Annotated in this window: 10 protein-coding genes and 1 tRNA gene; 7 read left to right on the forward strand and 4 right to left on the reverse strand. The window is 65.6% G+C overall.

Annotated elements, in window-relative coordinates; all coding sequences use genetic code 11:
- The first annotated feature begins 91 nt into the window (after positions 1-91).
- The 4 genes from AC6UUM_RS13935 to AC6UUM_RS13950 all read left to right on the forward strand — a co-directional run bounded on the left by AC6UUM_RS13935 (position 92) and on the right by AC6UUM_RS13950 (position 3,715).
- A complete protein-coding gene (locus AC6UUM_RS13935; protein ID WP_500802866.1) occupies positions 92-835 on the forward strand; it encodes a 3'(2'),5'-bisphosphate nucleotidase CysQ in 744 nt (247 codons plus the stop codon).
- A gap of 102 nt (positions 836-937) precedes the next feature.
- Complete coding sequence (locus AC6UUM_RS13940) at positions 938-1,915, forward strand: hypothetical protein (protein WP_500802867.1); 978 nt, start codon at positions 938-940, stop codon at positions 1,913-1,915.
- Entirely contained in the window at positions 1,912-2,448 is a 537-nt protein-coding gene (locus tag AC6UUM_RS13945; protein WP_500802868.1) for a DUF2141 domain-containing protein, read from the forward strand. Before AC6UUM_RS13940 ends, AC6UUM_RS13945 begins: the two co-directional genes overlap by 4 nt.
- A 100-nt stretch (positions 2,449-2,548) precedes the next feature.
- On the forward strand, positions 2,549-3,715 hold the full coding sequence (locus tag AC6UUM_RS13950) for a glycosyltransferase (RefSeq protein ID WP_500802869.1): 1,167 nt from the start codon (positions 2,549-2,551) through the stop codon (positions 3,713-3,715).
- A gap of 38 nt (positions 3,716-3,753) precedes the next feature.
- Here the strand turns inward: AC6UUM_RS13950 and AC6UUM_RS13955 are convergent.
- A tRNA-Val gene (locus AC6UUM_RS13955) sits at positions 3,754-3,828 on the reverse strand.
- Between the two features lie 120 nt (positions 3,829-3,948).
- Between AC6UUM_RS13955 and AC6UUM_RS13960 the strand changes: the two genes are divergently transcribed.
- Positions 3,949-4,818 carry an N-formylglutamate amidohydrolase gene (locus tag AC6UUM_RS13960; protein WP_500802870.1) on the forward strand — a complete coding sequence of 290 codons (870 nt, stop codon included), beginning with the start codon at positions 3,949-3,951 and terminating at the stop codon, positions 4,816-4,818.
- 209 nt (positions 4,819-5,027) lie between these two features.
- On the opposite strand, the gene AC6UUM_RS13965 is transcribed toward AC6UUM_RS13960, so the two are convergent.
- The 3 genes from AC6UUM_RS13965 to AC6UUM_RS13975 form a co-directional block, all read right to left on the reverse strand.
- The gene (locus AC6UUM_RS13965; RefSeq protein WP_500802871.1) at positions 5,028-7,118 is read right to left on the reverse strand and encodes a TonB-dependent receptor; all 2,091 of its coding nucleotides are present in this window, start codon (positions 7,116-7,118) and stop codon (positions 5,028-5,030) included.
- A gap of 173 nt (positions 7,119-7,291) precedes the next feature.
- Positions 7,292-8,050 carry a SapC family protein gene (locus AC6UUM_RS13970; RefSeq protein WP_500802872.1) on the reverse strand — a complete coding sequence of 253 codons (759 nt, stop codon included), beginning with the start codon at positions 8,048-8,050 and terminating at the stop codon, positions 7,292-7,294.
- Between the two features lie 136 nt (positions 8,051-8,186).
- Positions 8,187-9,608 (reverse strand): FAD-binding oxidoreductase, encoded by a 1,422-nt coding sequence (locus AC6UUM_RS13975; protein WP_500802873.1) that lies wholly within the window; start codon positions 9,606-9,608, stop codon positions 8,187-8,189.
- A gap of 207 nt (positions 9,609-9,815) precedes the next feature.
- Between AC6UUM_RS13975 and AC6UUM_RS13980 the strand changes: the two genes are divergently transcribed.
- On the forward strand, positions 9,816-10,304 hold the full coding sequence (locus tag AC6UUM_RS13980; protein WP_500802874.1) for a hypothetical protein: 489 nt from the start codon (positions 9,816-9,818) through the stop codon (positions 10,302-10,304).
- A gap of 224 nt (positions 10,305-10,528) precedes the next feature.
- Positions 10,529-13,444 carry a TonB-dependent receptor gene (locus tag AC6UUM_RS13985; RefSeq protein WP_500802875.1) on the forward strand — a complete coding sequence of 972 codons (2,916 nt, stop codon included), beginning with the start codon at positions 10,529-10,531 and terminating at the stop codon, positions 13,442-13,444.
- The last annotated feature ends 130 nt before the right edge of the window (positions 13,445-13,574 follow it).

A 13,574-nucleotide genomic window follows, 5' to 3' on the forward strand; every position in this document is an offset into this window, starting at 1 on the left:
GCCGCGCCGCCGGCTGGCAAGCCACTTGCATGTAATAGGCCGGCATCGGCAGCGCTTGCCGGCGTCCCGGTCCGGTGGCAGGGCATCGTTCATGACCGATGCCGATCTTGCCCGCCGCCTGTCCATCGAGGCCGGCCAGTTGCTGATGGAGCTGCACCGCAGCGGCCCCGCCGATGCCAAGGCGCTGGGCGATGCGGCCGACAAGGCCAGCAATGAGCTGTTGATGGACGCCCTGCGCCGCGAACGGCCGGATGATGCCATCTTGTCCGAAGAAGAAGCCGACGATCGCAGCCGCTTGGGCGCGCGGCGCGTGTGGCTGGTCGATCCGCTGGATGGCACCCGCGAATATGGCGAACGCCGTCATGATTGGGCGGTACATGTTGCCCTCAGCATCGATGGCCGCATCGCCGATGGCGCGGTGGCGCAGCCGGCGCTGGGCCAGTGTTTCTGCACCGCCCATCCGCCGGCGCTGCTGGCGCCGCAGCGCCCCCCCCAAGCTCCTTTGCGCATCGCCGTCAGCCGCAGCCGCCCGGCCAGCATCGCCACACAGCTGGCCGACGCCATGGGCGCGGTGCTGGTGCCGATGGGCAGCGCCGGGGTGAAAACCCTGGCGGTGCTGCGCGGCGAAGCCGATGTCTATCTGCACCAGGGCGACATGTATGAATGGGACAGCGGCGCACCGGCGGCGGTGGCGCAGGCGGCCGGGTTGGCGGTCAGCCATCTCGATGGCCGGCCGTTGCGGTTCAACCAGGCGCGGCCGATCACGCCCGATGTGCTGATCTGCCACCCCAGCGTGCAGGCCGAGTTGTTGGCGGCGGTCGCGCGATTGGGGTGAGGGTGCAGCCGGCCCCGGCGCCGCCGCGTAGCTGATCCGCACGCTTGACTGGTGAACGTCCTGAAATTGCCATATTGGCCCTCTAGGGGGCGCGAAGGAACAATGAGTTTGGCGCCAGACATGTACCCAAGTGACGCCAGCCCTGCCCCAGCCAGCCTGGCAGCAACTCCGTCGGCTGCGCCGTTGGCGGCGCAGTTGCCAGCGCAATTGCCCGCGCTGCCGCGCAGTGAGCGCGGCTGGACCTGGTGGCTGGGCACGCTGATCACGCTCGCGGTGCTGGGTGCGGCGCTGATGCAATTGGCGCAGGTCGATCTGGCGCGCGTTGCCGCCGTGGTGCCAAGCGCGCCGGCCTTCTGGCTGGTCTATGCGCTGTCGTACTTCGCCGGGCCGCTGGGGGATTTCATCATTTTCCGCCGGCTGTGGCAGATTCCGGCCGATGGCTTTCTGGCGCTGCTGCGCAAGCTGATCGGCAACGAACTCATCACCGGCTATGTCGGCGATCTTTATTTCTACACCTGGGCGCGGCAGCGCACCACGATGACCTCGGCGCCGTTCGGGGCGGTGAAGGATGTGGCGATCCTGTCGGCGATGGCGGCCAATGCCGTCACCCTGGTGTTGATGGTGCTGGCCTATCCGCTGCTCGATACGCTGCATCTGGGCATCGACAGCACCGCCTTTTTCGCGTCCGTCGCGCTGATGCTGGTGATTTCGAGTGGCATATTGTTTTTCCGCAAGAAATTGTTCAGCCTGCCGACGCCCGACCTGTGGCATGTGACGGCCGTGCAGACGACGCGCGTGGTCGCCACACTGGTGCTGACCGGCTGGTGCTGGCATCTGGCCCTGCCGGCGGAATCGCTGCAATTGTGGGTGCTGCTGTCGGCGATGCGCATGCTGTTGTCGCGCCTGCCCTTCCTGCCCAACAAGGATGTGGTATTCGCCGGGCTGGCGGTGTTCATGATCGGCCATGATGCCGAAGTTGGCGCGCTGATGACGATGATGGCCAGCCTGTTCCTGGTGACGCATCTTGGCCTCGGGCTGTTGCTGGTCGGCGGCGAAGCAGTGGGATGGCGCCGCAAATGAAGCATGGCATGTTGATGGCCGTGTTGCTGGGGCTGACCGCGCCAGCGGCGGCACAGGTGGAATCCAGCCCCAATCTGGGCAAGGCCGAAGGCCAGTGCCGCCCGAACGAGACCGGCCATGCGGTGATCATCACGGCGGCCGGCCTGAAGGATCGCCAGGGTGTGCTGCGCGCCGAGCTTTATCCCGACAATGATCAGGATTTCCTGCAGGATGACAATCTGCTGGTGAACGCCGGCAAGACGTTTCGCCGGGTGGAAATTCCGGTGCCGACATCAGGCGTGGTGCAATTGTGCATCCGCACGCCGGGGCCGGGGGCGTACACCATGTCCCTGCTGCATGATCGCGATGGCAATCGCAAATTCGGGCTGTCGTCCGATGGCGTCGGCTTTCCGGGCAATCCAAAGCTGGGATTTGGCAAGCCCAAGGCCGCCGCGGTGCGCTTTGTCACGGGTCCGGGCATCACCTACATCACCATCCGGATGAATTATCGCAAGGGCCTGCTCAGCTTCGGCCCGCTGCGCGACAAGAACTGATCGGGAAACTTGACGCTTGCGGGCTTGACCCGGACGGCGCAGGCGCGGAAAGCTTTGCGCAGCCGATCGCCAGCCATCATGATCAGCATGGGTCAACCGCATGCACGTCGTTGATATTTCAGCCCTGTATTCGCCCGATGGCGGCGGCATCCGCACCTATACCCATCGCAAGCTGGAGGTGGCGCAGCAGCACGGCGTGCAATTGACCGTGGTGGTGCCGGGTGCCGACGATCATGTGCGCCAGGTCGGGCGCGCCCGCCTGATCAGCCTGCGGTCCCCCCGCTTCCCGCTCGATCGCAACTATTTCTATTTCGCCAATGATCGCATCATCCATGATGTGCTGGACGAACAACAGCCGGATTTCATCGAATGTTCCTCGCCGTGGGGCAGCGCCGCAGCGGTGGCGGCCTGGCCGGGCGCAGCGCCGCGCAGCCTGTTCATGCACGCCGAGCCGCTTTCGGCCTGGGTCTATCGCTATCTCGACGGGTTGTTGCCGCGCCATGCCATCGATCGCGGCTTCGATTGGTTCTGGCGCTATCTGCGCCGGCTTGATGCGCGCTATGATCAGGTGATTTCGGCGGCGCCCAGCCTGTCGAAACGTCTGCGCGATGGCGGGCTGACCAAGATCGTCGACAATGCCCTGGGCGTCGATCCGGGGGTATTTTCGCCGGCCAATCGCGACGAGGCGCTGCGTGCGCAGCTGCTGGCGCAATGCAGCCTGCCGGCCGACGCCACATTGCTGGTGGGCGTGGGGCGGCACAGCCCGGAAAAGCAATGGCCGATGGTGATCGCCGGCGTCACTGCCGCCAGCTATGGCCGGCCGCTGGGCCTGATCATCCTGGGCGATGGCCATGCCCGGGCGTCGGTGGCGCGGGCGGTGGGCGAAAATCCCCATATCCAGTTGATTGCCCCGGTGCGAGACCGCGCCGAATTCGCCCGCATCCTGGCCAGCGCCGACATGATGGTGCACGGCGCGCCGGCCGAAACCTTTGGCATCGCCTGCGCCGAAGCGCGCGCCAGCGGCCTGCCGCTGATCGTGCCGGACGAAGGCGCCGCCTATGACCAGTTGTCACCCGGCCTGGGCCTCGCGTTCAAATCGCTGGATGCCGCCAGCCTGGCCGGGGTGGTGGCCGAGGCGATTCCGCAACTGCCGGCGCTGCGGGCGGCCGCGATTGCCGCGGCCCCGACGGCACGCACCATCGACGCGCATTTCGCGCAACTGTTTGCCGGCTATGCCGATGTGGTGGACCGAAGCCACGCGGCCTGACGACGCGCAGACTGTGCCATGGGGTGATGTTGGGAAAATGGTGGACGCGGCAGGGATTGAACCTGCGACCCCTGCGATGTCAACACAGTGCTCTACCACTGAGCTACGCGTCCACGGGTTGAAGGCTGTTAGTGGGAACACCCTGCCTTGGCAAGCCCCGCTGATGACTCCGGCGGCGATGCACGCGTCAAATGGCAGCTTTGCGGCGGCGCGGCGCTGGCCTAGCAGGGGAAATGACTGCTGCGCACCCGACTGATTTGCCGCCCTGGCACCTGACGGGCGAAGCGGATGGCCGCTGGCCGCTGCTGCTGGCCTCGCCGCACAGTGGCCGCCATTACCCGACGGCGCTGCTGGCGGGCTCGCGGCTCAGCCTGATGCAGTTGCGCCGGGCCGAAGATGCGTTTGTCGATGCGTTGCTCGATGGCATTTCGGGCGTGCCGGTGATCAGCGCCACGCACGCGCGCTGCTGGATCGATCTGAACCGCGCGCCCGACGAACTTGATCCGGCGATGTTCGATGGCGCGCTCGCTGTGCCGGTGACGTTCAGCGAGCGGGTGCAGGCCGGGCTGGGCGTCATCCCCCGCCTCGCCGGCCATGGCCTGGAGATCAACGCCGCGCGCCTGCCCGCTGCGCAAGCCGCCGACCGCCTGGCGACGCTGCATCGCCCGTGGCATGATCAGATTGCCGCCATTCTTGCCGCCACCCGGCGCCGGCATGGCGCCGCGCTGCTGATTGATTGCCATTCGATGCCATCCCCGGCGGGGCCGCGGCCACCGCAGATCGTGCTGGGCGATTGCCATGGCCGCAGCAGCCACCCCGCGATCATGGTGGCCATCGAGGATCATTTCCGCCGCCTTGGCTGGCGGGTGGCGCGCAACAGCCCCTATGCCGGCGGCCACACCACACGCCGCCACGGCCAGCCGGCCAGCGGCATCCATGCCGTGCAGATCGAGATTGATCGCGCCCTGTATCTGGATCAGCATCGCCTGACCCTGCACAGCGGCGCCGGCCGGGTGCGCGCCGCCTTTACCGGGCTGGCGCAGCGCCTGCTGGCCGATTGGCCGCGCCTGCTGGGCACGGGCTGGCTGGACGCAGCCGAATAGCAGCCCCTTGAAATACCAAAGGCCGCGCCGGCTGGGGGAGAACCGGCGCGGCCAGGTCGGGCGCGACATCAGGCGGTCGAGCGCCCGGGGAGATGTGGCAGGCATGTGCCACGGGCAGCCACCGCAAGGGGGGAACGGTGCCGCCGTTCCCATGATCTGGGAAGCGGCGCGACGATTTCAAGGCCTGCGTTGGCAGATTTGATTCAAGCTCAGAAGGCCACGCGCAGCGATACCCTGATATCGCGGCCGAACAGCGGTGCCACATCCTTCAGGAAGCTGCTGTGCCGCCGCGCTTCGACATCGAAGATGTTGTTGGCCTGCACGATCAGCGTGGACGGCGAATCGACGCCGAACGGCTTCCACGACAGGCTGGCATTGACCAGCGTGTAGGCCGCCGTGTGGGTTTCAAACGCCGCCAACCGATCCTGGGCCGTGGCATGTTCGATTTCGACGCGGCCACCGACCACGCCGCCGGTGGCTTCGATGCCGCCGATCATGCGCAGCGGCGGGATGCGCGGCACGGCGCCGCCGCCGTTCAGCACGGTGGCGCGGGTGAAATCGAGCAGGCCCGTGGCCTCGACCCGGGTGGCACCCAGTTGCGCGACCTTCACGGCGCCTTCAACTTCCATGCCCCAGAAGCGCGCATCGGTCTGGAGATACTGGAACACCGGCAGGCCAGCTTCCTCCAGGCCGGTCGGATCGAGGAAGACATAATTGTCGAACCGGTTGATGAAGGCCGACAATTCCATCCGCCAGCCATCGCCGCGGCCACGCAGCACCGCTTCGGCACCGAGCTGGCGTTCCTTGTTGAAATCCGGATTGCCGATTTCAAAAGCGCGGGTGGCGGCATGGGCGCCATTGGCGAACAATTCCTCTGCCGCCGGCGCCCGTTCGGTGCGCGCGCCGCTCAGCGCAAAGCGGAACCCGCTCCCCAGATCGACCGAGCCACCGACCGACACGGACAGCGCATCAAAGCTGCGATCACGGGCGACCACCGCGGATGACACCTGGGCATGTTCATAGCGCGCGCCACCTTCCAGCCGCACCTTGCCCAGATCGAATTCCTGCAGGGTGAACAGGCCGAACTGGCGGGTTTCGTTGGCCGGGATATAGGCCTCTTCGCCAACCGCGTTGAAATTGCGGCTGAAAAATTGCATGCCGGTTGCGCCCTGCCAGCCGCCGCGTTCGGCCTGCACCAGTTCGGCCCGCGCTTCCCAGCTGCGGTTGAAGAAGCTGGTGCCGATCGCGCCATCGGATTCGATCTCGTCGTGGCGATAATCGGCCCAGCCGGCGCGCACCCGCAGTTCCTTGAACGGGCCCGGCATGGGCACCGCGCCGCGCACGTCCACACGGGTCTGGCGCATGTCGAGCGTTATGTCGGCGTGACCTTCTTCGTCGTGGTCATGTTCCTCCGCATGGCCCAGTTCCAGGCCATTGGGAATGCCATAGCGGTTTTTCAAATGGCTGACGGCCACACCGAAATTCGCGCCGCTCTCGCCGATCCAGGCGATGCTGCCGGCCACATCCCAGGTGCGGCCTCCGCTGTTATCCACCCGGCCGCGCGCCTGGGCGTCTTCGGCCACGTCGCCGCCTTCCTTGGCAGCTTCCTTGCGCAAACCATCGCTGAACACAAAGCCGCCGGTGCGATAGTCGCCGGATTCAAAGAAGCTGCCATCGACGTGGGCGACAAACCCCGCCCCCAGCGGCACATTCACCGCCGCCGCGATGTTGCGCTCCCGCGCCGCCGAACCGATGCCGGCACTGGCATCGACATGCGGGCCGCCGCCAGGCACCTCACGCGGGATGCGCAGGTCGCGCATGTTGACCACGCCGCCGATGGCGCCGGAGCCGAACAGCAGCGCCGCCGGGCCGCGCAATATCTCGATGCGATCGGCCAGCAGCGGGTTGGCCGCCACCGCGTGATCAACCGAGGTGTTGGACACATCGAAGCTGCCGATGCCATCGGTGAGCACCCGAACCCGTTCATTGTCGAGGCCGCGCAGGATCGGGCGCGAGGCGTTGGGGCCAAAGAAGCTGGCGCTCACCCCCGGCTGGCGCGCCAGGGTTTCGCCGATGGTGGAGCGCATCTGCAGCTGCAAGGCATCGCCCTGCAACACGGTGACGGCGGTCGCGACCAGCTTGCGATCCCGCGCATAGGGCGCGCTGACGATGATTTCGGGATCGGCCGTGCCATGCTGGGTATCGTTTTGCTGCCCGCCCTGCTGCTGCTCATCTTGCGCCAGCGCGGGGGTCGCTGCCGACAGCAGCAACAGGGCAGCAAAGGACACGCGCACCATCATCAATTTCGCCTCTTAGGTTCGGACCCGGCGGCCCCTTCGCCAGCCTGGCCCGGCGATAAGATGATACTATATATCACGTCAAGGGCCAATGTCGGCTGGCACCGGATCGGCCCATGAAAAAGGGGCGACGGCCCCGCCATCGCCCCCCGATTTCCGGTTGGATCTTTGGGCGATCAGGCCGCCGGCGCTGTCGCCGCTGCAAACTGGCGCTCGAACAGCGGGCTGATCAGCGACAGGCTGAACAGATGGGCATAGATCAGGCCAAGCAGGCCCGACTGCACCATCTTGCGGGTCTGGTCGCCGCGCAGATTCTGCAATTTCTGTTCATCGACCATGCGGAAGCCACGATAGACCGCCGGCTGGGCCAGGCCCTCGCGCTGGATGGTGACTTCGCCGTCCATCAGCAGATCGAGCTTGGTGAGCTCTTCCATGAAGCCGCGGGTGCGGGCCACGGCCTGTTCGAACTGCTCGCAGAAGGCCAGGATGTTCTTGGTGGTGTCGGTCGGCTCGGTGCCGTTGAACAGCTTCTCGCCGTCGTTATCGACCACGATACCGGAGGCATCGTCAAAGCACAGCGACAATTCCTGCGCATCCGGGGTCAACCGCGCCAGCATGAACGGATAGCGGCGGACGAAGGCCGGGATATAGTGATTGGCTTCCCACTGGTCATCGGCACCAATGTACAGATTCTGGCCTTCCTGCAGGCCGACCAGCGCCAGCGGTGCGGGATTTTCGCCCACGCCGAACACGATCGGATAATTGCGCTGCACCAGCGGAAATTCATCCACGGTCACCGGGATGGCGTGTGTGCCGCGCGTGAACGCCAGATTGCCCAGCGGCTTCAGGCCATGATTCGGGTGCAGCTGCGACGACAATGGCGCCAGGCTGTTGTAGAAAAGCGGAAGCTGATTGGCAGGAGGCTGGCTGGCCATGAGGGCACACGATCTTTCGTGACTGGAGGGGAAAAATTCGGACGCGCCTTCCTAGTGCGCTGATGAAACCAGTGCAAGACCAAGGTGCGACCCGCTGTCGCAAAGCCCGGCCAGACGGGACCAATCCGGCATCAGATCAGTAAATCTTGCCCGGATTCATGATGTTGTGCGGGTCCAGCGCCCGTTTGATCGCCCGCATCGCCGCCAATCGCGCCGGGTCGCCGAGCCGGGCGAGATCATCGCGCTTGAGCACGCCGATGCCATGTTCGGCCGAAATCGAACCGCCGGCCGCCGCGACCAGATCATGCACCAGCGCGGTGATCGCCCCGTGGCGGGCCGCAATCCACGCGGCCGGCGCTTCGTCAGCCAGCGCATCGGGCGCAGGCGCGCGCACGTTGAAATGCAGATTGCCGTCGCCCAGGTGCCCGAAGGCCATCACGCGCGCGCCGGGAAAGGCGGCTTCGACACGGGCGGTGGCGGCTTCGGCAAAATCCGGCATGTCGGCCACCGGCACGGCGATATCATGGTGCACAGCCGGGCCATCGCGGCGTTCGGCCAGCGGCAATTCCTCGCGCAGCCGCCACAGCGCCTGGCCCTGCGCCTCGTTTTGCGCGATCACCGCATCGTCGGCATCCGCCAGCCCTTCGGCCAATATTTCATCCATCGGCATCGGCCCGGCCAGTTCCACCAGGCATTGCCAGCGATGCGCCCCGGCCAGCGGCGGACGCAGGCCGAATTGCTGTTCCAGCAGCGCCACGCCCTCGGCGGGCATCAGTTCAAAGCTTTCGACCTGCCCACCGCTGAGCTGGCGCAGACGGGCCAGCAGCGCCAGTGCGCGTTGCGGCCGATCGACTCCGGCCCAACCGATGGCGCGATACTTGGGCGCCGGCACCAGTTTCAAAGCCAGCGCCGTGATGATGCCCAGCGTGCCTTCGGCGCCGATCAGCATCTGTTTGAGATCAAGGCCGCTGTTGTCCTTCACCAGACCGTGCAGTTGATTGAGCACGGACCCATCTGGCAGCACCGCTTCCAGCCCGGCGACCAGCGCCCGCATCGTGCCATGGCGCAGCACCTGCACGCCGCCGGCGTTGGTGGCCGCCAGCCCGCCGATGGTGGCAGAGCCCTTGGCGCCCAACGACAGCGGAAACGCCAGGCCAGCGGCGGCGGCGGCGGCATGGACATCGCTGAGAATCGCGCCGGATTCGGCCACCAGCAACTGGCCGGCGGCATCGACCCGCCTGATCCGGTTCATGCGACGGGTGGACAGCAGCACGGCCGAGCCGTCGGCCGCCGGGATGCCGCCCCCCACCAGTCCGGTGTTGCCGCCTTGCGGCACCAGCGCCACGCGGTATTCGGCTGCCACCCGCACGATGGCCGCAACGGTGGCGACATCACGCGGCAGCAGCAGCAGCGCCGTCGCCCCGGTATAGTTGCCGCGCCAATCGGTCAGGCTGGGGGCGATCAGCGCGGTATCTTCGGTCCAATCCGGGCCGGCTGCGGCTTTCAGCGCGGCCAGGGCGGCTGGGGGCGGCGGGTGCAAGGTGGGTGGGCTGGTCATCGCAACCTTTTACCCGATTTACGCCCTGGCAGAACCCCCGGCAGAACCGCAGGCATGACCGCGGACGGGAGCAGCCGGCTGAAACCACATCAAAGTCGCTTGCGTGCCATCATTCAGTCATGGTTCAACGCCCGCGCGGCAACAGCGCGACAGCTTGCGGCTGAGCAGCAGCGCAAGCTGGCACAGGTGGCGTGATTGGCGATTTGGATGAGCAGAACGGAGCAGGCAGCGCGGGCACTTGGCGGGCTCGCTGCGGCGCTGCTGGCTGTGGCCCTGCTGCCGGCGCCGCTGCTGGCCCAGCCCGCGACTTCACGGACAGCGCTGCAAAGCTTTGATGGCCAGGCCTGGCGGCGGGTGCCGGTGCGGCCGGGCGGCATGCTGGATCCGGCCGCGCCGCCACGGCCCGCACCGCCGCGCGCCGGCCATCACCGCTGCATCGCCATCGGCACGGTTGCCGGCGCCCAACTTTATGGCGATCGCGCCATCGAATTGACCATGAAGGGCGGGCGGCGCTGGCGCATGCACCTGGCTCAGGACTGCCCGGCGCTGTCCTTCTATCAGGGGTTTTATTACCAGCAGAAACAGGCCGGCCTGTTGTGTGCCGGGCGCGATGCCATCGGGGCACGATCGGGCGGCGAATGCGGCATCGCGGCCATCGTGCCGGTGCGGCCGGTGCGCAAGCCGCGCCGGCGCTGAGGCTGGGCGAGCTGGGCGAAACTGTTGCAGCAAGGCCACAGCGCCGCTCTACAACGACATTACGCCCGCTTGCGGCTTTCCCCTTCTGGACAAGCGATTGAATGCCTGTCCAAACTGATTGTTGCAACAAAGGGCCGGAAAGCGGCCTCATGCAATGGAACAGGACCCGGCCGTCAGAGCCGATCACAAGGGTCTATCCATCTGGGTTAGTGGGGAGGAAGCACATGAAGAGCGTATCTGGATTCCGTTTGGCGCTGGTCGGCAGCGCATCTGTCATCGGGTTGTGGGCCATGCCGGCCTGGGCGCAAGCCGCGGCCCAAGCCGAGGACAACGGGATCGAGGAAATCGTCGTCACCGCGCAGCGCACGGCACAAAGCCTGCAAGACGTGCCGATTGCCGTGACGGCGTTTTCCGCGGAAGCGCTGCAGCGCCAGCAGATCAACAACCCGCTGGATATCCAGCTGACCCTGCCCAATGTCACCTTCACCAAGGGCAATTTCACCGGCGCCAGCTTCACCATCCGCGGCATCGGCGATCTGTGCGTCGGCGTGACCTGCGACAGCGCCACCGCCATCCACGCCGAAGGCATGCCGCTGTTCGCTACCCGCCTGTTCGAAACCGAATTCTTCGATCTGGAGCGCGTGGAAGTGCTGCGCGGCCCGCAGGGCACGCTGTTCGGCCGCAATGCCACCGGCGGTGTGGTCAACTTCATCAACGCCAAGCCCAAGATGGATGCCATCCATGCCGCTGGCGAAGTCGAATATGGCAATTTCGATTCGCTGCGTGTGAAGGGCATGTTCAACCTGCCGGTCACCGATACGCTGGCCGTGCGCGTGGCGGGCACCTATCTGAAGCGCGACGGTTTTACGACCAACGTGTTCAACAACAGCCGCATCGACGGGCGTGATCTTTATGCCATCCGCGGCAGCATCCGCTGGCAGCCGACGCCCGACACCACCGTCGATGCCATGGCCTATTATTTCCGCGAAAAGGACGATCGCAACCGCAACCAGAAGCAGCTGTGCCAGACGGACCCGACCGGCGTGCTGGGCTGCTTGCCCGGCCGGCTGGACAACGGCTTCATCAACGCCAACTCGACGTTCGTCGGTACGCTGTCCAGCCGTGAATTCCTGACCACGCAGGGCGGCGCCGGCTTCGGTGCACTCGCCCTGGGCAGCCTGTATGACCGCGATCCGTACAATTATGCCGGCCACACCCAGCCGACCGACGTGCGCCAGATCCGCACCGATTACACGCCGAAATATTTTGCCGAAGAAGAACAATATATGCTGCGCATCCAGCATGACTTCGGCGGCATCAAGGCGCAGCTGACCGGCATGTACCAGCGCAACGCGGTGGACAGCTCGGTCGATTACAACCAGAGCGTGTTCAACCCAGCAGTGGCCAGTTCGGCCATTGCAACGCTCGGCGCGTTGTCGGCAGCACCCGGCCTTGGCGGCTTGGCCAACGTCCGCAACGCTATCAGCTCCGGCAGCCAGTTCTGCACCTCGCAGCCCGAAGAGTCCGGCCTTGGTGCCTATGGCGGGCTCCGGGATTGCTTCTCCACGCCGCAGGATTTTGACCGTTCCAACCAGATCGTCCGCGCCAAGACGTTGGAAGGCATCATCAGCTCGCAATTCGAAGGCAAGTTCAACTTCCTGGTCGGCGGCATCTATGTGGATACCGTGCTGCCGGAAAACAGCTATTATGTGAACAGTTGGGGCATCGATTATGTGACCGGTGTGCTTGGCGCGGCCAACCGCGGCTTCCTCGGCACGCCGTTCTTCCGCAACAACACGGCGCGCTACACGCTGAGAAGCTATGGCGTGTTCGGCGAAGGCTATTTCAACTTCACCGACACCGTGAAACTGACCGTCGGCTTGCGGTACAACAACGACGAGAAATATGTCCGCGCCCGCTCGACGCTGGCCAGTTTCTTCGTGCCGTTCGGCACGACGGGCAGCGCCTTCAATTCGCCAGCCGCAGCGGGTTTTGACGGCGATCCCGGCCGCGCCGGGGTGCAGCCCTTCTCCGTCAGGTCGGTCAGCTTCTCGGAAGTCACCGGCCGCGCCGTGCTCGATTGGAAGATCAGCGAAGACAATCTGATCTATGCCTCCTACTCGCGCGGCTACAAATCCGGCGGTGTCAACCCGCCGCTGCAGCCGATCTTCGCGGTGCCGGACACGTTCACGCCGGAATTCGTCGATGCGTTTGAAATCGGTTCGAAGAACAGCTTCCTCGATGGCACGCTGCGCGCCAACCTCACAGCCTTCTTCTACAAATACAAGGGCTTGCAGCTGTCGCGCATCACGGCCCGCACCTCGGTCAACGACAATGTCGATGCGATCGTCTATGGTCTGGAAGGCGAATTCATCATCCAGCCGACGCGCAATTTCGTCGTCAACATGAATGCGTCCTACCTGAAGACCCGGGTGTCGACCGACAAGTTCCTCGCCAACCCGCGCAATCCGGCCGGCAACCGCAGCGATGCGGTGATCGTCAAGGACATCACCAACGGTTCCAACTGCGCCGTCGTCAACAACGGCGCTGGCGGCCAAGCCGGCACCCGCGCCTTCGTGGCCAACGCCAACGGTGCCATCAATGCTGGTTTGATCCCGGGCCTGCAGGCCGGGGCCGGCCTGCGCGCCCCCACCGATTTCCCGGCAGACAGCGGTCTGCCGACCGGTGTGGGCGGTGCGTTCGGTATCTGCGCCGTGCTGCAGGCCCTCAGCACCAACACCTCGTTCCAGATGTTGCCCGAAGGCGTGCTGTCCAACCTGCGCGGCAACGAACTGCCGCAGGCGCCGCAGTATAAATTCTCGGCTGGTGCGCAATACACCATCGAGATCGGCGACAGCGCCAGCCTGGTGCCGCGTGTCGACATTGCCCATACTGGTTCCAGCTATGGCAATATTTTCAATGGCTTCATCAACCGCGTGCCGTCCTACACGGTCATCAACACCCAGGTGCAGTTCAACGGCAAGGACGACAAATGGTATCTGCGCGGCTTCGTGCAGAACCTGACCAACAACAGCGCCGTGACCGGCCTGTATGTCACCGACCAGTCGTCGGGCCTGTTCACCAACATCTTCACGCTGGAACCCCGGCGTTATGGTGTGGCGGCTGGCTTCCGCTTCTGATCGACTTCGCTTCGGTTCGTGAGGGGGCGGCTGGCGACAGCCGCCCCTTTGCACATTCAATTGACTTTTGCCGCCTTGCCGCCCATGGCCGGTACAGGCCGTATTTCAGCCCACCCCCCGTTTTGATGAG

Source organism: Sandarakinorhabdus sp., from assembly GCF_987265915.1.